Raw genomic sequence first — 20312 nt, 5'->3', positions numbered from 1 at the left:
TAAGATGGACTCTATTCAAACTCATAAACTAATGAACTATATGCGCGGAACATATAAAGTTCTCGAAAATGAATGGCAAAAAAATGCAAGAGAGATTGGATTAACTCAGGCTGAACAACATGTCATGTGGATTGTTTACTTTGAGGAAGAGGTAACGATAACCAAAATATCGGAAATCGGTTTATGGGATGTCTCCACCGTTATGCAGGTATTAAAGCGGTTGAAAAACAAAATGTTCGTTAAACTTGAAAAGAAAACGGATGATCGACGCGTATCATACGTTACTTTGACTGAAGAAGGACTAACGAAAGTAGAAGCGAGTGACCAGTATTCATACTCCGTTATGAAATACCTTGAAGAATATCGCTCCAAATCAGAAGAAAACGCTGAATTTCTTGAAGCAATGTATCAATTTCAGTTGGAGTTCAATAAGCATTTTCACGGAAATGAATTTGTGAAATGGGTTGAAAGACAACAAGTTAAAACGACGTAAGACAGGGGCCACTCCTGTCTTTTTGTTAGTTACTAGTGACAGGCACCGCCCGAATAGACTCGAATGGAGTCGATATAGGTTTAAGGAGATGTGTGGAATGGATAGGAGTGCAAAGGGAAGAGGGAGAATTATTTTTCATGTGGATATGAACAGTTTTTATGCGTCAGTTGAAGCTGCTCATAATCCTGAGCTTCGCGGAAAACCTCTTGCGATTGCCGGGAATGTTGAGGAAAGGCGAGGCATTGTGGTGACGAGTAGCTATGAAGCGAGAAAGAAAGGTGTGAAAACAACAATGCCGGTATGGGAAGCGAAAAAGTACTGTCCAGAACTTCTCATCATGCCACCTAACTTTCCCCTTTATCGCCAAACCTCCCTCCAAATATTCGAATTGTTAGAAACCTACACGCCACTCGTTCAGCCAGTATCGATTGATGAAGGTTACTTAGATATTACGGAAGATTGTGGTGAGAAAAGTCCTGTTGCTATTGCAAAGGAAATTCAACAGCGGATTCATTCTGAAATTGGTATTCCTTGTAGTATCGGAATTGCCCCTAATAAATTCTTGGCTAAAATGGCTTCTGATATGAAGAAGCCTTTAGGTATAACGATTCTTCGTAAAAGAGAGCTAGATAAATTACTCTGGCCGCTAGATGTTGGTGAAATGCATGGCGTAGGCAAGAAAACGAAGGGAAAATTGCATGAACTCAATATTAAAACCATTCACGATCTTGCTCATGCGAATCCTCTGCAGCTTGAAATGAAGCTTGGTATTAACGGAAGAAGGTTACATGACCGCGCAAATGGGAGGGACGACCGTCCGGTTGATCCTGACGCCATAGATGAGTTTAAAAGCGTTGGGAATTCAACCACTTTTCCAGAGGACCTCATTGATCATCATCGTATTAATACTGCGCTGACTAATTTATCAGATTCGGTCGCGAAGCGTATGAGTAAGAAAAATGTTTTGAGCTTTAATATTCAGCTGACGATTCGCTACAATGATCGCACAACTGTAACCAGAAGCAAGAAGCTTCAAAACCCGATTTCTCAATCTGCTGATATTTTAGATGCAGCTCAGCGACTATTTGAAAAGAACTGGTCCGGGCAGCCAATTCGATTACTCGGAATAACTGGACAGCAATTAGTAGATCGAAACGAAGCCACTGTTCAGCTTGATTTATTTTCTTTTGAAGCTGATTCAAGAAGAGATAGCTTACAGAAAACCATTGGATCTATCCGATCAAAATACGGAGATAGTGCTCTTCTAAAAGGGAACCAGCTTGGCGAAGATGGAAGCCATAAACTGCGAGACGAGAAAAGACGTGGGACGAGTCTAGATCGTGATTTTCTTTGGAATTATAAAAAAGAAAAAGAATAGCCTATTTTTCATCTGGTCTGAAAGGGAGCTGACAAAATGAAAATTGTAGAAAAAATGAAGATTGTTCAACAAGAAATGCAAAAGGTGCTGATCGGCAAAGAAAAAACGATTGAACTTGTAGTGATTTCATTGTTGAATAATGGGAATGTTTTATTAGAAGATGTTCCAGGTACCGGGAAAACACTTCTTGCCCGGTCAATGGCCGTTTTACTAGGAGGGGAATTTAAAAGAATACAATTTACTCCTGATGTTCTTCCAGGTGACGTCACAGGTATTCAATTTTTCAATCCTAAGAAACAAGATTTTGAATTACGACCCGGACCCGTTATGACGAATGTATTACTCGCAGATGAGATAAATCGAGCTACTCCAAGAACCCAGTCGAGTTTATTGGAAGTTATGGAAGAGAAGCAAGTAACCATTGAAGGAACAACGTTAAAGCTCCCTACTCCTTTTATCGTCATGGCGACACAGAACCCATTAGAATCACAGGGCACCTTCTCATTACCTGAAGCACAAATGGATCGTTTCTTTATGCAAATGAAAAGTGGGTACCCAACCATGAAAGAAGAAAAACAGATGATTCAAATGATGAGATTACATAATCCATTTGATGATTTGACGTGTCTTTTTGAAGAAGGTGAGATTGAATCATTTCAAGAGGAAGTAAAACGAGTTGAACTTTCTGATGTGATTGAAGATTATTTACTTAATATTGTGGAAGCCACAAGAAATTCAGAGTACATAAGTGTTGGCGTTAGTCCAAGGGGCACAATTGCCTTTATGAAAGCCGCACAGGGAAAAGCGTATTTAGAAGGGAGACGATATGTCACTCCTGATGATCTCCAGTTCGTGGCTCCTTATGTTCTTAGTCACCGTCTTGTACTTACGATGGAAGGATCCATGCGGATGACGAAACAAAAAGTATTTAATGAAATTCTCACTCAAATTGAAGTGCCTGTGGAAGTGTTAGGGACATCAGCAACATGAGGTGGAGATCGTCAACCACGCTTTCATTGTTTCTAACTTCATTTTTTGCCCTGAGCTGGATTGTCCTTCTTCTCTCATTTTATTTTCAGTCTTTTGAACTTTTCTTAATCACCATTGCGCTATTGCTATTAACCTTTTTTACTCGTCTGTACTTGAAAAAGGCAGGTGAGCATGTTGAATTAGTAAATAACCGTCGAACGATTAAGCTTTTCAAAGGGGAGCAGGAAACCCTCTCTTTTACACTAAACAATACAGGGAAATTGCCGATATGGAATGGTCAGCTCCATTTTTCTCTAGAGCCTATTCTGCATGTTTCAAACGTTGATCTAGTCCAAAATACCAAATACCTTCAATTTTATTCCATACCTTTTTATCTTGGTAAAAAGGAAGGGAAAACCATTTCCTTTCCGATTTATGCAGATAAAAGAGGAGTGACTCGGATAAGAAAAGTAGAGCTTTTGATTAAAGATCTCTTTGGATGGGGGAAAGAGTTATCCATTCTTGAAAGTTTATTTCAGACAGAAATTCTGATATATCCCGAACTTTTAGAGGTGAAAGGTGTAGAGCGACTTTCGACGTTCGAAATGGGAAGCCATTCATATGAACATTCGCTATATGAAAACCTCTCATCTCCAGCAGGTGCCAGGGAATACGAAAGTTCGGACCCATTCAATCGCATTCATTGGAAAGCCACAGCTAGTACCTCAGAATTGAAAACAAAAGTATACGAACGTTCGATTGATTTGAGGTGGATATTTGTTCTTGATTTATCTGTTAAAAAGAAAAATAGTCCTGGGCAGGTCTCTAAAGACATCGAGACGTATATTAGTCAACTTGCTTTTCTCTGCAAGCTTGCTACCAAAAGAGGAGTGTCATTCGAATTACATATCAATTTAGATCCAGAGGGACCGTCCCCATGTATGACACTGGAAGCAGGTGAGGGAAATGCTCAGTTGAGTAATGCGCTTGAAATGCTAGCTCGAATTGACGAAACTAGACCTTTGTTATCTTTTGAGCGAATGAGTGCATGGCTGCGGAAGCGAATAACAGATCGTTCTGTTATCATTCGATTAGGAGAACCGATCCAAGAGAGCAAAGAAGCAGCGTTTTACCATCTATTAGAAAGGAAAGGACATAAATGCTATGAAGTGAAAATGTCAGGTGATGACGCATATCTTAGCCATTTAGAGAGGAAGAAGGAGTCATGAGTTTACGAAAGGAACTCCCTCATATTCTTTATTACGTTTATGACATGTTGTTTGTGTATCTTATCATTTCGTTTTTTTATTTGTATGAAAAAACCTTTCCACCGATATTTCCCTTTCTGACCATGGTTATAGGGGGAGGCTTAGTATTTTTCGGTGTCTACGCCCGAAACCGAGCATACATTTCGTTTACATGGATGTTGCTGCTAATGGTTTTGACGACTCTTGCGGGAGTAGTAGTGCTAGGTTTTCCGTTCCTATATACGGTTCTTCTTTCAATAGTCATTGCCTGGCGGAGTTATATAAACATGTGGGAAATCGAGCGAAGTAATGATGCGCTCATATTTTTCTTGAGTTTAATTGGGGCGTTTCTATTCTTTTTATTTAGTAATTCATCTGAGCTTCGACAGGTTATTTTTTTGTTGCCTCTTGTGCAGTTTGTGATGCTTCTTATTTGTAGAGCCGCTGTAGAAGTTAGAAAAACAGGAGGGAAGAAGCAGGCAAGGTGGGCGATAAGCTTTATCTTCATTTTGTTATCTGCTTCAAGTGTTCTGTTTAGTATCCTGATTTGGGTGAAAGAACCGATAGTAAAAGCAATCTCTTATTCGATAAGCGGACTAGGTTATGTTATTGGTCTACCGATTTACTGGTTAACATCGTTTCTTGAAGGTCGCTTTACTGAAGATGGTCAGGAATTATTACAGACGAGCTCGAGTAGTGAGACTCAAGAAATCATGAACGATAAAAAAATTCTGAATCAAGGGATGGATATTCCGATAGAGATGATTTTCTATACATTACTTTTCATTTGCTTCGTTATTGTTGTGATCGTTTTGTATAAGAAAAGGTTGGCTCTTACTCGTTTTCAAGTCAAATCGTTTGCAACTTCGACAAGTGAAACATTGTATTCACAAAAAGGTAAGCAAATGAAGCAATTAAAGCCACCTTCTGATCAAATAAGAAAACAGCTCTATGATCTTGAAATAAAAGCTTTCAAATATCGTAATGGTCGCCAAAAAGATGAAACGTTAAGTGAATGGTTGCGAAGGATTCCTGGTAGTCGTGAAAACAAAGAGTTTATTGTTAAAATTTACGAGAAGGTTCGCTATGGAGAGAAACATCCAGATCACAAAGAGGCTCTTCTGTATAAAAAGCATGTGAAGAACCTCCTTCATGAAGTAAAGTTTTCGTATAAACTAGAGAAGCGGAAAGAAAACTAGAAGAAATAAGTCGAAAACAAGGTGTGAAAGCAGCGGAACGATCATATTTTCTGTGCGGTTATACAGGTATCCCCATACAATTCCTGCTAAAACAGCAGCTATTAGCAATAGAAAAGCGCCTGCATATATGTGTGCACTCATATAAAGCAGAGCAGCTAGTAAGATTGGATACTTGATGTGAATCGTTCTTAGCTGTGTTTGTACAAATCCTCTCCAAAACAGTTCTTCTCCCGGAATAATGATAAGAATTAGGCTGTAATAATGCCAGGTTTGATCAGGCGCTACAAGTTGATAGAGTGCTTCAACCTGAGTAATCGATTGAGGGAGTATGTAGAGCATCATCACTTTACCCACATAAAAAATAAGATACAGCAAGCCACCGCTTCCAATTCCGATTATGAGTTGAGCGAAAGAAGGTTTCCTCCATTTAACATGACGGAATGAAAAACTACCGAGTAAGAGAAGAGATACGGTAAAGAGCGGCCAGAAGATGTCATTTAACAAAAAGAAAGACAAGAATAAAAGGATATGAGATAGGAACAATGCAATTATTAATCTATTTTTCGAAGACATGAGATTCAGCTCCTATATAGAATTCATACATACAGTGTAGCTGATCATTGAAATGTTTGCGACAAAGAGACGATGAAAAGGAGGATTAAGATGGAAATCACATTTCTTGGGACAGGTGCCGGTGTTCCTTCCACAAAACGCAACGTCAGTTCCGCAGCCCTGCGATTGGATTCTGGAGAAGTATGGTTGTTTGATTGTGGAGAAGCGACACAACATCAAATTCTTATTTCATCCATTACTCTTAGTAAAATGACAAAAATTTTTATTACTCATTTGCACGGAGACCACATTTTTGGATTACCAGGCATCCTTGGAAGTCGCTCCTTTCAGGGAGGAGAATCAGAGGTGATTGTATACGGTCCAAAAGGATTAGCTGATTTTATTGATACAGCGATTCGGATTAGTGGTACCTACCTACGTTATCCGCTGCGTATTGTAGAAGTAGAGGACGGGATTCAAGTGAATGAATCTCATTTTTCCATTAAGGTTGCTCTTTTGGAGCACGGAATCGATAGCTTTGGTTATCGCATTGAAGAAAGGGATAAAGCAGGTACGTTAAATGTTGAAAAATTAAAGGCTCTCGGCGTACAGCCTGGACCGATCTATCAAAAGTTGAAAAGCGGTAGTTCAATTAAACTGGAGAATGGGCAAACGATTCATGCGTGTGACGTGACAGGACCAACCATTAAAGGGAGGCACATTGTCGTTTGTGGCGATACAAGATTTACAGAAAAGACCATTGATTTTGCCAGAAATGCTGACGTTTTGATTCATGAAGCTACTTTTTCTGAGGCAAACACTAGACTAGCGTATGAGTATTATCATTCCACTACAGTGCAAGCAGCTCGAATTGCAAAGGATGCTCGGGTGGAGAAACTGTTGTTAAATCATATTAGTTCTCGCTACCAGGAATCTGATGTTGTCGGACTGGTAGAAGAAGCGAGAAATATCTTTGAAAATACCGATTTAATGGAGGACCAGACATCGGTACAAATTCCATTAAGAAAAGCGAGCTCAACTTGAGCTCGCTTTATCTATATTTATTTCAACACATTAGTTCCAACCACGTTCATATTGTTTAGGAGCTTTTAAATCTCCTCCAAGTTCAGCTGCGGCAGTTCTAGCCCAATAAGGATCTCTTAACATTTCTCTAGCGAGTAAAACAAGATCCGCGCGTTCATTTTGAATGATTTCTTCTGCTTGAAGAGGATGGGTAATTAATCCAACGGCTCCAGTCGCAATGTTAGATTCCTTTCGGATTTGTTCGGCATGCTTTACTTGATAACCTGGGTAGGCTTGAATACGCGCAGGAACAACTCCACCAGTACTACAATCAACAAGATCGACGCCTTGCTTTTTCATTTCGTCAGAAAAATAAATGAAATCCTCCATTGTATTACCTTCTTCATGGTATTCCTCAGCAGAAATTCGAACGAATAGTGGTCCGTCCCAAACTTTGTTTACTTCATTAATGGTTTCTTTTAAGAAACAATAACGGTTTTCTTTTGAACCGCCATATTCATCTTTACGTTTGTTAGTGAGTGGGGATAGAAATTCATTGATTAAATATCCGTGAGCGCCGTGTAGTTCAATCACATCGAATCCTGCTTCCTTCGCTCGTTCCGCTCCTTTTCTAAAAGCAACGATGGTTTCCTTAATTTGTTCGACCGTCATTTCTTCTGGTGTTTTCATCTCCTCATTGAAAGGAATGGAAGATGGTGCAATAATCGGTCCATCCAGAATGGCTTTTCGACCTGCGTGCGCAAGTTGAATGCCAACTTTTGATCCCTGTTCTTGAGAAAGATGAACAATTTTTTTTAATCCTTCGATATGGTCATCACTCCAGATTCCAAGATCTTGTGGAGAAATACGACCTTGTTCTGTGACGGCTGCTGCTTCTGTGAAAATCAAGCCTGTTCCTCCTACAGCTCTGGAAGTGTAGTGAATATAGTGGAAGTTTGTGGCTTTACCATCCTGTGCTTCACATGAATACATGCACATGGGACTCATCACAATCCGGTTAGGGAAGGTGACATTTTTAATAGTATATGGTGTAAATAATGCTGAAGACATGCAATCGCTCCTTTATTACTTCTTTCGTGACCCCAAAAGTATAGCATGTCTTAAAATAGATGTCGCAAATCTTGATCTACTTTGTTACTACACTCCAGACAGTTTTCCACCATGATTTCTTTTGTTGAGGAATTTGTTTATTATGCATGATATTAAGCGCCAGGTCTGGGACGTCTGTCATAATTCCATCCACTTCCCAATCGAGGAATTGTCTGAGTCCTTTTTCGTCATTGACCGTGTAAGGACGTATTTTAATGCCATGCGAATGCACTGCTTTTACGAGTGATGCATGGATTGATTTGAATTGCGGATGGATCGCTTTTGCTTTTAATTTCTTAGCATAATGCCATGGCTCATGTAAATTCCCCTTATAAAGAGGTGCTGTTTCTAATTTTGGCCATAACTTATGCACATCTATCAGCCGATGGTGTTCAAAGCTAGAAATCATTGTATTCTTCTCAGAGCGATATTTCTTAATGAGTGGAATCGCCACTTTGGCAAGCTGTTCGTCGTCTTCTCGATAGTATTTTAATTCAATGTTTAACCAAACGTCTGGGTAGTCTGCTGCCCATAACAAAACCTCTTCTAACGAAGGGATTTTTTCATGTTTAAAATCGGGAGAAAACCAACTTCCCGCATCAAGTTTTTTGAGGTCAGAGAGAGTGGTTTGTGTCACAATCCCCTTTCCGGATGTTGTCCTTTTCAGCGTTCGATCATGAATGACGACAGGGATCCCATCTTTTGAAAGCTGAATATCAATTTCAATTCCGCCTGCTCCAAGATGAACAGCGCGTTGATAAGCACTTATTGTGTTCTCGGGGCATTGTCTACTTGCGCCTCTGTGAGCGAATATAATTGTCATTGTTCCCCTCATTTCTGCTGGTCTTTTCGGGTTTAGTATGTATAAAATATGATAAACGGAAAAAGAGTTCATAAAAGTCCGTCTATTCCCATTAAACCTACCAAAAACAGGTTGAATTTGCAAAAATAACAGACATATGAGGGGGCGATGAGATGGGGAAATGGCAAACGAAAGAAACCTTGATGTACTTACTATCCAGGCTAGTTGAACATCAGAGTGTAACGGGATCATATCCGGAGGTAGCACTTGCTGAATATATTCACCTTCAGCTTCAGGATTTGGACTATTTCAAAGACAATCCTAATATGCTCGCTCTTCATCCAACAAGTGATGGTCGCTCTTTCGTTACAGGACTTATTAAAAAAGGACGGTCTAAGAAAACAGTTATTTTAATTAGCCATTTTGATGTGGTAGACATAGAAGACTACGGACAATTCAAAAATCTAGCTTTTAGTCCATATGATCTTACAGAAGAAATATACAAAAATATTGATAAAATGCCGGTTGAAGTTCAAAACGACCTTACAAGTGGCGAGTGGATGTTTGGGCGTGGTGTCATGGATATGAAAGCTGGGATTGCCCTTCAAATGAGTATGCTTGAAAAAGCAAATTTTGGTGAATTTGATGGGAATATTTTATTCCTTACCGTTCCTGATGAAGAAGCGAATTCACTTGGCATGATCGAAGCTGTTCCTGTACTTGTCGAAATGGCTAAACAGCATGATTTAATTTATACTGCCTGCTTAAATTCAGAACCTGTTTTTACAAATTATCCTGGCGACCAGAACTTGTATGTTTATTCAGGATCAATTGGAAAGCTATTACCTGGCTTTTTCTGTTACGGTCAAGAAACGCACGTTGGTGAGCCGTTCTCAGGATTGAACGCTAACTACATGGCTGCTGAAGTAACAAGAGAGCTTGAGCTTAACGCTGATTTTTGTGAAGTTGTCGATGGGGAGGTAACACCTCCGCCAACTAACTTAATGCAAAAGGATTTAAAAGAAGGATACTCCGTACAGATTCCGCATGTGGGTGTAACTCTTTTCAATGTTCTTGGTATGGAGAGGAGCATTCAGCATATTACAAATCAATTAATGGAGGCAGTCAAAGTTGCTGCCAAACGCATTGAAAATCACTATTTGGAGAAAGCTACAGCGTTCTCCATGCTCCAAAACTATGTCCCTGAACCATTCAAGGTTAACGTTCTGACTTATGAGCAGCTGCACCAACGTGCTGTTATGCTGTTTGGGGAGGCAGAAATTAAACGTCGGCAAGATTATATATCTGCCAATTTTAAAGATCTAGGCGATCGAGATCTTTCAACAAGAATGGTTTTTGATTTAGCCGCACTTTGTAAAGATGATGGTCCGATGATTATCCTTTTTTATAATCCGCCATTTTATCCGGCTGTATCTTCCAGGCATGATTCTTTTATTCAGGAAACCATTCAGCGAGTGGTCGCTTATAGTTCAACTAAACATAAGGTGACGCTGAAACCTCAACATTATTTTCCAGGACTTTCTGATTTAAGCTTCGTAGGGCTTGAAAGAACGAAAGAAACAATCCAACCATTAATGAGCAACATGCCGTTATATGGTCAATCATACGAATTGCCTCTAGAAGCTTTAGAGCAGCTAAAAGTTCCCGTCATGAACCTTGGCCCTAAGGGTAAAGATGCGCATAAATGGACAGAACGCCTTGAACTCACCTATTCTTTTGAAACGCTTCATGAAATGCTTCCTTATACAATTAAGGAGCTGCTTCGCTAAGCGTTTTCCTTCAACAAATGAAGGTGAGTTTGCTATCATGAAAGAATCGAAGTGAAAAGGAGATAATTTATGAAAAAAACGATTCGGATGATAGCGCTCGTCTTATTTGCTTTCTTCTTTATTTTTGCAGGATTTGCTCATTTTCTTCAGGGTGAAGGTTTTGCCGCAATGGTACCCAATTGGGTTCCGTTTAAACTCGGCCTCATTTATTTAACTGGAATCATAGAAATCGTATTAGCGATTCTTCTACTTGTTCCTTCCACACGAAAACAGGCTAGATTGTGGACGGTCATATATTTAATCGCCATTTTTCCAGCAAATATTTATGCAGCAATTGCTGGCGTACCTGCTCCAGGGCAAGATGAAGCAAATCAAGTATTATTATGGGTGAGATTACTTTTCCAACCATTATTGATCTGGTGGGTATTCTGGGCCGCAGCTCAAAAAGACAGTTAGGGAATTTCCCCTGCTGTCTTTTGCTATAATTGAAAGTTCTAGCTTTGAATTTTTGGACATAGTACTTTAACAAGAATAGGGGAAGAATAGAGTCAACTTAACAACTGGAGGGGTGAACAAGGAGTGGAAAAAACAACTTTGAAGATTAAAGGAATGACTGGAGAAAATTGTATGGTGATCGTTCGGACTGCTTTACTAGAATTGAATGGAGTTTTGGCTGTAGAAGTTCATCTCAAGGAAGGAAATGCTAAAGTAACCTATGATAAAAATGAAGTGTCTACCTCAGATATACAGAAAGTAGTGGAAAAGCAGGGGTATGATGTGAAGGTATAAAAAAACCAGCTGAAATTAATTCTTCAGCTGGTTTTCGTGAATAAATATCGAGATTAGAATGTATGTGCAGTGTCTTTTGCACGAGCAATAGCATCCTGTTTAATTTCTTCTGCTTTATCTGGCATAGCATTATGACCTTCTACAAAGAGTCCTTCGTATTCTGGAACACCGTAGAATTGCATCATCGTTGTGAAGTAACGATGACCCATTTCCATTTCAGCAGCGGGACCTTCAGAATACACGCCACCACGTGCCTGGATATGAATGGCTTTTTTATCTGTTAAAAGACCTACAGGGCCATTTTCAGTATATTTAAAGGCTTTACCAGCCACAGATACAGAGTCAAAATAGGCTTTCATTACTGGAGGGAAAGAGAAATTCCAGAGTGGAGTAACGAATACATATTTATCTGCTTCAATAAATTCTTCACTTAATTCATTAAGACGCTGTACTTTTTCTTGCTCACTTGCTGATAGTTCTTCAAACCCTTTTCCTGACTGCAATTTTCCCCAGCCGCTGAACACATCAGCATCGATTTGAGGAATATGCTCACTATAAAGATCTATATGAACTACCTCATCGTTTTCATTTTCTTGCTTATACGTCTCTATAAATGCTTTACCTACTGCCATACTATAAGATTGAGTATCATCGTGTGGATGAGCAGTGATGTATAAAACTTTTGCCATTACAGATTCATTCCTTTCCTATTCGTTCCGATTATCTCGAATTGAGTTATTCTTAATTCAAGACAAATTATAAAACAGACGTAAGATTGATTCAAGGAATTTGCCTCATAGTAATTAAATCAATGTTAAAGTCATAAAAGCCTTGCTAAATGAGCAAGGCTTTTATGAAGAATTATTTAGTTGGTGGCAGTTGAAATGGATTGCAGCTGATACATTTTCGAACGTCATCAGTGATTTTAAGAGGTTGATTCTTAGCTGAAGTTACAGAGGGAACAGAGCTTCCATCGAAATGAATTGGTTTACCATTCATTTTAACTCCTCCTTGTATTTGTTGCTTCTATTTTACTTGGAAAAAAGAAGAAGTGGAATAGCTTTTATGTAATAAAATTCAATATTTTTTGTTTCAACTAACAAGAGAAAATGGATAAAATCACTTAATAATGAGATGAAATATGGAAAGGATTCACTTGTTTCACAATTAATCTTAATAACAGTTTAGAAATAAGGTAAACTTAAGGGATTAGAGAGTAAAATTTGTCATTGTGGTTAATAAAGGAGTTATGATTTATGCACATTATATCGATTTTATTAGGAATATTATTCGTTCTAAATCTTGGTTTTGCTGCGCTCGTTATTTTCCTGGAACGGAAGGATGCTGGTGCCACATGGGCCTGGCTAATGGTCCTTCTTTTTATTCCGCTCCTTGGTTTTGTGATGTATTTAGTTTTTGGACAAAACCTTAGTCGAAGAAGATTATTTGATTGGGATAATATTAAAAAAGTAGGAATCGAGGATTTAATTGAGGAACAAGTTAGTGAGATTAAAAGTGGGATTTATCCATTTAGACATGAAGAAATTGCCAGACATAAAGATCTTATTTATATGCATCTTGTAAATGATGACGCAGTACTTACTCAGGATAATGCAATAAGCGTTTTTACAGATGGAGAAGAAAAATTCAACGCACTAATTGAGGATATTGGTCGTGCGAGTGATCATATTCACTTTCAATACTATATTTTTCAAAAAGATGATCTTGGTAGAAAACTGGTAGAAAAGTTGACTCGAAAGGCACAAGAAGGTGTGAAGGTACGTGTTCTTTATGATGAAATGGGTTCAAGAAAAACAAGGAAGCGATTCTTCCGAGATTTAATTGCAGCGGGAGGAGAAGTGGAGGTGTTTTTCCCTTCTCGAATTCCATATGTCAATACTCGCTTGAATTACCGAAATCACCGCAAGCTCGTTATTATTGATGGGAAACTTGGCTATGTTGGTGGGTTTAATGTTGGTGATGAGTACTTAGGTTTAAATCCGAAGTTTGGGTATTGGCGTGATACACATCTACGAATAGAAGGAAGTGCAACGCTCGCTATGCAAACACGGTTCCTCTTAGATTGGAATCATGCTGCTCGGAACAAAGTAGGGTATGAATCTTGTTATTTTCCTATTATCGAATCGATTGGAAAAGCAGGTGTGCAGGTCGTCAGTAGTGGACCAGATTCAGAATGGGAACAGATTAAGAATGGGTACATTAAGCTTATTACATCAGCAAAGCGCACCATATTCATTCAAACCCCTTACTTTATACCAGATGCAAGTCTTTTAGATGCTTTACGTATAGCGGCTCTTAGCGGGGTTGATGTGAGGTTAATGATTCCTAATAAACCTGACCATTTGTTTGTCTACTGGGCAACCTATTCTTATGTGGGAGAATTACTGAAAGCGGGAGCTAGAATTTACATTTACCAGAACGGGTTTATACACGCTAAAACTATAGCGGTTGACAGCCAAATATCTTCGGTAGGAACAGCAAATATTGATGTTCGTAGCTTTCGACTTAATTTCGAAGTGAATGCCTTTATTTATGATGAGGAAATCTCTAAGAAACTGGAGAATATTTTCATAAATGATATGAAGAAGAGTGAGGAACTAACAGAAGTGGGATATCTTGAACGTTCGCTTTGGATACGTTTTAAAGAATCAATTTCACGCTTGCTTTCGCCAATACTATAAGATCTTAATAGAAATACGTAAAGGAGTGTGTTAACGAAACACGCTCCTTTTGTTATGTCTTTACGGAGAAACAAGCGTAAAAAGGTCTGAATCGATCACACATAGCTACTTTTACACTTTAAATTGAACCATTCAAACGTATTGAATCGTCTAACTATAGAGAGAGTAAGCGTTTATTTTGGTGTTAAGAAATTCTATTTATTTTCTAATGAGGAAAAAAGTCCTAATAAACCTATGTTATGATAGTTGGGAAGATAAGGAAATGTCGTGGGGGGCCTTTATGATTAAAGAAAAAATGAAGAAAACACATGTGCCATTTCGGCTGAATATCTTATTTCTTTTTGTTTTTTTATTGTTTTCTGTTTTAATCCTACGGCTTGGTGTGATTCAAATTGTGCAAGGGGAAGATTTTGAGCGAATCTCAGAGCAAACAGAAAATGTGACAGCGAAATCATCGGCGCCAAGAGGGAAGATGTATGATCGGTATGGAAGAGTACTTGTTGATAACGAACCAACGTTTACATTAACGTATATCCGAAATCAGAACACGAAACAGCAGGAAAGACTTGATGTAGCTCGTAAGTTAGCAGCATTTATTGAAATGGATACAGATAAAGTGACTGAACGAGATTTAAAGGATTTTTGGATTATCACGAGACCAGAAAAAGGCAAAGGAGAAGTTATCGGAAGAAGAAAGGAATGATCTTGATTCTAAAAAAGCATATCAATTGCAAATTGATCGGATTAAAGAAGAAGATCTTAAAGAGATAACGAGTGATCAAGAGGAACTAAAAATAGCTGCAATTAAAAGACAAATGGATACTGGGTATGCGCTTTCTTCTCAGGCAATTAAAAAAGGATTAACGAGAGAAGAAATCGCAAAAGTGAGCGAGAACCTAGAAGAGCTTCCTGGAGTTGATATCTCACCAGATGCCGAACGTGTCTATCCATACGATGAAACGATGGAGACGATGTTTGGTAATCTAGGACAAATCCCTAAAGAATCTTTAGATGCCTATACAATGAAAGGCTACGACAATAATGATCTTGTAGGCATCAGCTATCTTGAGAAGCAGTATGAGGATTTATTAAGAGGGCAGAAAGCGATGAAGAAGTACGTAACGGATAAATCAGGCAAACCAATAGGTGAACCTGAGGTGACTCCAGGAAAAAGAGGGAATGATCTCGTTCTTACAGTAGATATAGATCTTCAGCAGAAGCTTGAAACAATTCTTGAAGAGGAATTAAGAAAGGCTAGAGCGCGTGGGAACCCATACGCTGATCGTGCGTATGCGATTGGAATGGACCCAGAAACGGGTGAAGTATTAGCCTTTGGTGGAACAAAATATAGCTCGAAAGAAAATGAGTATATCGAGTATTCCTATGGGACCCTTTCAGAATCATATGAAATGGGATCAGCGGTGAAAGGGGCGTCCGTCCTAACGGGTTATGAAACGGGTGTGATTAGCCATGGGACAACTCTATTCGATACTCCAATATCTATTCCTTCTACCCCCAAGAAAGCGTCATATGCAAACTTAGGGTGGGTAAATGATGTGGAAGCATTAGAGAGATCCTCCAACGTGTATATGTACCGAATCGCTATGATGATAGCAGGGTTTGATTATGTTCCAGACACAAGCGGGATTCCTTGGAATCGAGATGGCTATAATGCTGTTCGTTATCACTTCAATCAATTTGGATTAGGTAATAAGACGGGAATTGATATGCCAATTGAAACAACAGGAATCAATGGAGGCATTCAGCAAATTGGTAACTTAATGGATTTAATGATTGGTCAGTTTGATACGTATACCCCCTTGCAGATGGCTCAGTATATTTCAACGATTGCAAATGATGGGAAAAGAATTCAACCACACTTTTTAAAAGAAGTTCATGAAGCTTCAAATGTCGATGGGTTATCCAATATTATCGTGGATCAGTTCGATACAAACGTAATGAATCGTATTCAAATGAGTCAAAGTGATATAAATCGAGTGCAAAATGGTTTATGGCGAGTGACGAATGCTAGCAATGGTACAGCGACAAAGTATTTTAAGGGAGTAGATTTCACTCATGCGGGTAAAACAGGGACTGCTCAGGTGTCATTCGGTAATGATAATCAGGTTAAGGGTTTTAATTTAACCTTTGTTGGCTATGCTCCTTATGAGGACCCTGAAATTGCTTTAGCCGTTGTAGTCCCTAGCTTAAGTAGTGATCGAAATGAATCAGTAAATAAAGACATAGCTAGACGATTATTTGAAGCTTATTTTGATCTTAAAGACGAACCAAAACCAGCTTCTCCTGGTGAAGAGGAAGATGCTGAATAACAGATTATGATATAACAAGAAAGCCTCACCAGATTGGTGAGGCTTTTACTCATACTACCAGATACCAAGGACATCTAACATGACGAACAAAATAAGAAGAGGTGCAACGAAGCGAATAAGAAAATACCACGTTTCAAACAATCCTTTTTTTAAGCCACTTCCACGTTTTAATTCCTCATAGAGTGCTGATTTCTTCATTTTTAATGGAACAAATAGTGAAATTAACAAAGCTCCTATTGGTAACAAAACGTTACTTACTGCATAATCAGCTAAATCAAAAATCGTTTTATTAAATAATGTCGCGTCGCTTAAAACGCCGTATGATAGGGCAGATGGAATTCCAACAACAAAGATCGCAAGTCCGATAATCCATGCCCATTTTTTTCGTTTCTTAAGATCGCCTTTTGATATCACCGATACAATGATTTCAAGCATAGAGAAGGCGGAGGTTAATGCTGCAAATAAGAAAAGAACTAAGAATGCAATGAAAAAGAGCATGCCGAACGGTAATTGCCCAAAGACTGTCGGAAGGACATTGAACAATAGAACGGGACCAGCGCCTGCTTCAAGATCGAAAGCAAATACAGCGGGAAAGATCGCAAGACCAGCAAGCAATACAATGAAAATGTTCATTGCGACAATCGAGATCGCTGAGCGTGGTAAGCTTTGCGTCTTTGGTAAATAAGAACTGTAAGTAACCATAACGGATACACCAACACTTAATGTAAAGAAAGATTGCCCCATTGCTTCAAGTATGGTTTGTGATGTAACTTTTGAGAAATCGGGTTGAAGCAAGAATAAGATCCCGTCCATCGAACCTTCTAACGTTACCGCACGAATGACAAGAATAATAAAGAGAAGAAATAATGCAGGCATCATAATTTTACTTGCTTGTTCAATTCCTTTTTCAACACCTCTTGCTACAACAAGAATTGTTAATATAATAAAAATGAATTGTGCGAATATGCTAATAAATGAATTCGAAATGGTCGTCCCAAAAACCTGAGCGTATTCATCTGAAGATAGTCCATTTAGCTCTCCTGTCACCGCTTTAAACAGGTAGGCAATAATCCACCCCCCAATAACACTGTAAAAGGATAACAAGATGAAGGATGTAATCATGCCCAAAATTCCTACACGATACCATTTTGATTCAGGAGAAATGGTTTTATAAGAATCTACCGCATTACTTTGAGCAGTTCTTCCAATAGAGAACTCTGCAAGCAAAAGAGGGAGACCGAGAATTAAGGTGAATAGGATGAAGATCAGAAAGAAAGCCCCGCCTCCGTTCTGACCTGCTGTATAAGGGAATTTCCAAATTGCGCCAAGCCCGATGGCAGAACCTGCTGCAGCTAGGATAAATCCAAGTCTTGATGACCACTGTTCGTTTTGACTCATGCTGTTTCTCCTTTCAATTTGTATTGAATGCTGATCACGTTATGCCACAAAAAAATCGTCCCTACGTTATCCGTAGGGACGATTGTTATCGCGGTACCACCCTGGTTGTGAGATGAACTCACCACTTCATAGTGTAACGATCTTCACCGTCTTTTGCGATTGCAAAAGAAGCTCCAGAAATGAAATTCACGTCCTTTTATATACCGATTCTCACCAACCATCGGCTCTCTTCAATAGGGAAAAGGTGGCTACTTAATTTCCTTCAAAGCAGTTCAATTATTATAGAGTTATTCAATTTTTATCATGACCAACTGAAAGTGTCAATATGAATTTCGATATGGAAAAATAATCAAGAACATGTTTTTAGTTTGAATCAGGTGCCGAAAAGTTAGTTGTCTTTTTTATCGTCTTCAAAATGCGCATCAACTGGTCCTTTTTGCGGCTTATTTTTCTTACGGCGAATTGTCTGTAAAATCTTTTTTGTAATTTAATGAAAAAGTCTTAGGCTCATAGTGTTCTGAAGCTTTAATATCGGCTGTTGAAGCACGCATAAACGACCAACCTAGCATAATCATGATAAATAGAAGGGGAAACCCACCGACAATACTTGCGGTTTGGAGAGTTCCAAGTCCCCCAACAAACATCAGCACCAGTGGCATTAAGCAAAGAGCAAATGCCCAGAAGAGTCGATTCCAACGGAGGGGTTCATCTTTTACCTCTTTTTGGACAACGGAAGCGAGAATATAGGAGCTAGAATCAAACGTCGTCGCAAGAAAGATGATCGCTAACACAACAAAAACGAGAATCATAAACCATGAAAGGGGAAGCTGAGCAATTGTTTCAATTATCGCTCTTGGTGCTCCTTGATCATTGAGTACTTTAATGACGTCGAATTCACCTGTTAACTGCATATGAAGTCCATAATTTCCAAGGATACCAAAGAATAATAAACTTCCTAGTGTTCCGTAACTAATGGTTCCAAGGATCATTTGTTTAATAGAACGACCTCTTGAAATCTTGGCAACGAATAGTCCAACAAAAGGTGCGTAAACAAGCCACCATGCCCAGTAGAAGACGGTCCAACTCTCTGGAAATCCAGTTTTATCATATGGACCAAGAGCATTGAATGGCTCTGTCCATGTACTCATATGAAAGAAATTATCTAACAATAAGCCGACACTGTTCGTTGCCGTTTCAACGAGAAACCGCGTCGGACCCACTATTAAAACAAAGAGAAGCAGAAAAATCGAGAGAACTAAGTTGATATCTGATAGCACCTTAATTCCTTTCTTTAAACCTGAGTAGGCACTAATGGCAAAAATGGCTGTGACCAGAATAAGAATCATCGTCTTTAAGCCCATTGTTACTCCAATACCTGTCAGAGCATCGATTCCCTCAGCGATCATAGGAGTTCCAAGGGCAAGCGTTGTACCTGCTCCGCCAAGAAGTCCAAACATGAATAGAACATCAATAATAGTCCCTAAAGGCCCATCAACAAGGTTTCCAATTAACGGTCTTGTCGCTTCACTTATTTTGAGAACGGGTTTTTTACGAACATAGTAGAAATAAGCCATAGGAAGAGCAGGAAGGGTGTAGATCGCCCATGCGATTGGTCCCCAGTGGAAGATGCCGTATGTACTTGCCCAAAGGATAGCTTCTTCTGTTCCAGGCTCCAATCCAAACGGTGGTCCTTGATAATAATAGGCCCATTCGATCGTTCCCCAATATAAAATACTTGATCCTATTCCTGCGCAGAATAGCATTCCTGCCCAAGAAAAATTATTGAATTCAGGACGTTCTCCTTCTTCACCTAATCGCACACGTCCATTATCACTGAATGCCACATAGATTAAAAAGAAAAAAATACCGAGACCGACAATTAAATAAAGGACACCAAATTGGGTTGTAACAAACTCATTTGCTTTATTGACGAATTCCTTTCCACTCTCGGGAAAAAGAGTAAGTGGGACGGTAACGAGCAGTAATAAACTTAAAGCACCTAGAAAGGTAGGCCAATCAATTATTCGCTTATCCATTACATTTAAGCTCCTTTGCAATAGCGGATTAAGCTTAGTTTCTAGCACGAACATTTTTTTATACAACGCTTTTTATTTTTTGGAATTACTTCGGTTTTGTTATAATAAGTGGATAGAAAGTTACATTAGAGGGTGAAGTATTTGGAGTCATTTACTGAGAAAGTCGTTTCGATTATTAGTAAAATCCCATCTGGTAAAGTGATGACATATGGACAAATCGCAAAGTGTGCGGGAAGTCCAAGAGGAGCAAGACAAGTGGTTAGAATTCTCCATTCAATGAGTCAGAAGTATAAACTCCCATGGCATCGTGTGATCAACGCAAAAGGGGAAATTGGTATCAAAACGGAAGAAGGCTCTATTGATCAGACAATGTTGCTCGAAGGAGAAGGGATTGTCTTTCTACCTAATTCAAAAGTTGATTTAACTGTCTATCGCTATGAGCCAGCTCTGCGAGACAATGGTTAATAAAACAAGAAGAGGCTGGGACAAAACCC

The 20312-nt window shown here is 39.0% G+C and carries 20 protein-coding genes and 1 other annotated feature; of the genes, 13 read left to right on the top strand and 7 right to left on the bottom strand.

From position 1 onward, the window contains the following. The first annotated feature begins 4 nt into the window (after positions 1-4). From ACIFPW_RS20605 to ACIFPW_RS20585, 5 genes are all read left to right on the top strand, one after another. Complete coding sequence (locus ACIFPW_RS20605; protein WP_430246958.1) at positions 5-493, top strand: transcriptional regulator, SarA/Rot family; 489 nt, start codon at positions 5-7, stop codon at positions 491-493. Between the two features lie 97 nt (positions 494-590). After that, positions 591-1871: a DNA polymerase IV gene (locus ACIFPW_RS20600; protein WP_194222081.1), complete on the top strand. Its 1281-nt coding sequence runs from the start codon at positions 591-593 to the stop codon at positions 1869-1871. A 36-nt stretch (positions 1872-1907) separates the two neighbouring features. Beyond that, on the top strand, positions 1908-2861 hold the full coding sequence (locus tag ACIFPW_RS20595) for an AAA family ATPase (protein WP_430246957.1): 954 nt from the start codon (positions 1908-1910) through the stop codon (positions 2859-2861). Further along, positions 2858-4069: a DUF58 domain-containing protein gene (locus tag ACIFPW_RS20590; protein WP_430246956.1), complete on the top strand. Its 1212-nt coding sequence runs from the start codon at positions 2858-2860 to the stop codon at positions 4067-4069. The genes ACIFPW_RS20595 and ACIFPW_RS20590 overlap by 4 nt, the downstream gene beginning before the upstream one ends. A 206-nt stretch (positions 4070-4275) precedes the next feature. Further along, entirely contained in the window at positions 4276-5286 is a 1011-nt protein-coding gene (locus ACIFPW_RS20585; RefSeq protein WP_430246955.1) for a hypothetical protein, read from the top strand. Here the strand turns inward: ACIFPW_RS20585 and ACIFPW_RS20580 are convergent. After that, a complete protein-coding gene (locus tag ACIFPW_RS20580) occupies positions 5263-5859 on the bottom strand; it encodes a CPBP family intramembrane glutamic endopeptidase (protein ID WP_430246954.1) in 597 nt (198 codons plus the stop codon). The two genes, ACIFPW_RS20585 and ACIFPW_RS20580, sit on opposite strands and share 24 nt — an antisense overlap. A gap of 90 nt (positions 5860-5949) precedes the next feature. On the opposite strand from ACIFPW_RS20580, the gene rnz reads away from it, so the two are divergent. Next, positions 5950-6882: a ribonuclease Z gene (rnz, locus tag ACIFPW_RS20575; RefSeq protein ID WP_430246953.1), complete on the top strand. Its 933-nt coding sequence runs from the start codon at positions 5950-5952 to the stop codon at positions 6880-6882. 30 nt (positions 6883-6912) lie between these two features. On the opposite strand, the gene namA is transcribed toward rnz, so the two are convergent. Both namA and ACIFPW_RS20565 read right to left on the bottom strand, forming a co-directional pair. Beyond that, a complete protein-coding gene (gene namA / locus ACIFPW_RS20570) occupies positions 6913-7932 on the bottom strand; it encodes an NADPH dehydrogenase NamA (protein ID WP_430246952.1) in 1020 nt (339 codons plus the stop codon). A gap of 76 nt (positions 7933-8008) precedes the next feature. Further along, a complete protein-coding gene (locus tag ACIFPW_RS20565; RefSeq protein WP_430246950.1) occupies positions 8009-8794 on the bottom strand; it encodes a glycerophosphodiester phosphodiesterase in 786 nt (261 codons plus the stop codon). Between the two features lie 152 nt (positions 8795-8946). Here ACIFPW_RS20565 and ACIFPW_RS20560 point away from each other — a divergent pair, with 152 nt between their 5' ends. From ACIFPW_RS20560 to ACIFPW_RS20550, 3 genes are all read left to right on the top strand, one after another. Further along, positions 8947-10563 (top strand): M20/M25/M40 family metallo-hydrolase, encoded by a 1617-nt coding sequence (locus ACIFPW_RS20560; RefSeq protein WP_194222073.1) that lies wholly within the window; start codon positions 8947-8949, stop codon positions 10561-10563. Between the two features lie 69 nt (positions 10564-10632). Further along, positions 10633-11019 carry a DoxX family protein gene (locus ACIFPW_RS20555; RefSeq protein WP_430246948.1) on the top strand — a complete coding sequence of 129 codons (387 nt, stop codon included), beginning with the start codon at positions 10633-10635 and terminating at the stop codon, positions 11017-11019. Positions 11020-11142: 123 nt separating this feature from the next. Then, entirely contained in the window at positions 11143-11352 is a 210-nt protein-coding gene (locus ACIFPW_RS20550) for a cation transporter (protein ID WP_430246947.1), read from the top strand. A 53-nt stretch (positions 11353-11405) separates the two neighbouring features. On the opposite strand, the gene ACIFPW_RS20545 is transcribed toward ACIFPW_RS20550, so the two are convergent. Continuing rightward, positions 11406-12041, bottom strand: a complete 636-nt coding sequence (locus ACIFPW_RS20545) for an FMN-dependent NADH-azoreductase (RefSeq protein ID WP_430246946.1) — start codon at positions 12039-12041, stop codon at positions 11406-11408. A gap of 172 nt (positions 12042-12213) precedes the next feature. Further along, on the bottom strand, positions 12214-12351 hold the full coding sequence (locus tag ACIFPW_RS20540) for a hypothetical protein (protein WP_194222070.1): 138 nt from the start codon (positions 12349-12351) through the stop codon (positions 12214-12216). Positions 12352-12608: 257 nt separating this feature from the next. Between ACIFPW_RS20540 and cls the strand changes: the two genes are divergently transcribed. The 3 genes from cls (at position 12609) to ACIFPW_RS20525 (ending at position 16384) form a co-directional block, all read left to right on the top strand. After that, positions 12609-14054, top strand: a complete 1446-nt coding sequence (gene cls / locus ACIFPW_RS20535; RefSeq protein ID WP_430246944.1) for a cardiolipin synthase — start codon at positions 12609-12611, stop codon at positions 14052-14054. 280 nt (positions 14055-14334) lie between these two features. Further along, positions 14335-14757 carry a hypothetical protein gene (locus tag ACIFPW_RS20530; RefSeq protein WP_430246943.1) on the top strand — a complete coding sequence of 141 codons (423 nt, stop codon included), beginning with the start codon at positions 14335-14337 and terminating at the stop codon, positions 14755-14757. 25 nt (positions 14758-14782) lie between these two features. Continuing rightward, positions 14783-16384, top strand: a complete 1602-nt coding sequence (locus ACIFPW_RS20525; RefSeq protein WP_430246942.1) for a peptidoglycan D,D-transpeptidase FtsI family protein — start codon at positions 14783-14785, stop codon at positions 16382-16384. A gap of 54 nt (positions 16385-16438) precedes the next feature. On the opposite strand, the gene ACIFPW_RS20520 is transcribed toward ACIFPW_RS20525, so the two are convergent. Together ACIFPW_RS20520 and ACIFPW_RS20515 are read right to left on the bottom strand one after the other, a co-directional pair. Further along, the gene (locus ACIFPW_RS20520; protein WP_430246941.1) at positions 16439-17782 is read right to left on the bottom strand and encodes a sodium-dependent transporter; all 1344 of its coding nucleotides are present in this window, start codon (positions 17780-17782) and stop codon (positions 16439-16441) included. A 71-nt stretch (positions 17783-17853) separates the two neighbouring features. Continuing rightward, positions 17854-18057: a binding site (T-box leader), on the bottom strand. Positions 18058-18234: 177 nt separating this feature from the next. Further along, positions 18235-19818 carry a BCCT family transporter gene (locus ACIFPW_RS20515; RefSeq protein WP_430246940.1) on the bottom strand — a complete coding sequence of 528 codons (1584 nt, stop codon included), beginning with the start codon at positions 19816-19818 and terminating at the stop codon, positions 18235-18237. A gap of 141 nt (positions 19819-19959) precedes the next feature. On the opposite strand from ACIFPW_RS20515, the gene ACIFPW_RS20510 reads away from it, so the two are divergent. Continuing rightward, positions 19960-20283, top strand: a complete 324-nt coding sequence (locus ACIFPW_RS20510) for an MGMT family protein (protein WP_430246939.1) — start codon at positions 19960-19962, stop codon at positions 20281-20283. Positions 20284-20312 lie beyond the last annotated feature (29 nt).

The sequence above is a fragment of the Pseudalkalibacillus sp. NRS-1564 genome (assembly GCF_050467905.1).
In the GTDB taxonomy this organism is placed as follows: Bacteria; Bacillota; Bacilli; order Bacillales; family Guptibacillaceae; genus Guptibacillus; species Guptibacillus hwajinpoensis_B.
Note: the sequence above shows the minus strand (reverse complement) of the source record. Positions and strands in the feature narration are given on the sequence as shown.

What these genes read in the sequence shown, in the direction of transcription:
- ACIFPW_RS20605 (WP_430246958.1), top strand. Translation starts at nt 5, where the DNA reads ATGGACTCTATTCAAACTCATAAACTAATGAACTATATGCGCGGAACA.
- ACIFPW_RS20600 (WP_194222081.1), top strand. Translation starts at nt 591, where the DNA reads ATGGATAGGAGTGCAAAGGGAAGAGGGAGAATTATTTTTCATGTGGAT.
- ACIFPW_RS20595 (WP_430246957.1), top strand. Translation starts at nt 1,908, where the DNA reads ATGAAAATTGTAGAAAAAATGAAGATTGTTCAACAAGAAATGCAAAAG.
- ACIFPW_RS20590 (WP_430246956.1), top strand. Translation starts at nt 2,858, where the DNA reads ATGAGGTGGAGATCGTCAACCACGCTTTCATTGTTTCTAACTTCATTT.
- ACIFPW_RS20585 (WP_430246955.1), top strand. Translation starts at nt 4,276, where the DNA reads ATGGTTTTGACGACTCTTGCGGGAGTAGTAGTGCTAGGTTTTCCGTTC.
- ACIFPW_RS20580 (WP_430246954.1), bottom strand. Translation starts at nt 5,859, where the DNA reads ATGTCTTCGAAAAATAGATTAATAATTGCATTGTTCCTATCTCATATC.
- rnz (WP_430246953.1), top strand. Translation starts at nt 5,950, where the DNA reads ATGGAAATCACATTTCTTGGGACAGGTGCCGGTGTTCCTTCCACAAAA.
- namA (WP_430246952.1), bottom strand. Translation starts at nt 7,932, where the DNA reads ATGTCTTCAGCATTATTTACACCATATACTATTAAAAATGTCACCTTC.
- ACIFPW_RS20565 (WP_430246950.1), bottom strand. Translation starts at nt 8,794, where the DNA reads ATGACAATTATATTCGCTCACAGAGGCGCAAGTAGACAATGCCCCGAG.
- ACIFPW_RS20560 (WP_194222073.1), top strand. Translation starts at nt 8,947, where the DNA reads ATGGGGAAATGGCAAACGAAAGAAACCTTGATGTACTTACTATCCAGG.
- ACIFPW_RS20555 (WP_430246948.1), top strand. Translation starts at nt 10,633, where the DNA reads ATGAAAAAAACGATTCGGATGATAGCGCTCGTCTTATTTGCTTTCTTC.
- ACIFPW_RS20545 (WP_430246946.1), bottom strand. Translation starts at nt 12,041, where the DNA reads ATGGCAAAAGTTTTATACATCACTGCTCATCCACACGATGATACTCAA.
- ACIFPW_RS20540 (WP_194222070.1), bottom strand. Translation starts at nt 12,351, where the DNA reads ATGAATGGTAAACCAATTCATTTCGATGGAAGCTCTGTTCCCTCTGTA.
- cls (WP_430246944.1), top strand. Translation starts at nt 12,609, where the DNA reads ATGCACATTATATCGATTTTATTAGGAATATTATTCGTTCTAAATCTT.
- ACIFPW_RS20530 (WP_430246943.1), top strand. Translation starts at nt 14,335, where the DNA reads ATGATTAAAGAAAAAATGAAGAAAACACATGTGCCATTTCGGCTGAAT.
- ACIFPW_RS20520 (WP_430246941.1), bottom strand. Translation starts at nt 17,782, where the DNA reads ATGAGTCAAAACGAACAGTGGTCATCAAGACTTGGATTTATCCTAGCT.
- ACIFPW_RS20515 (WP_430246940.1), bottom strand. Translation starts at nt 19,818, where the DNA reads ATGGATAAGCGAATAATTGATTGGCCTACCTTTCTAGGTGCTTTAAGT.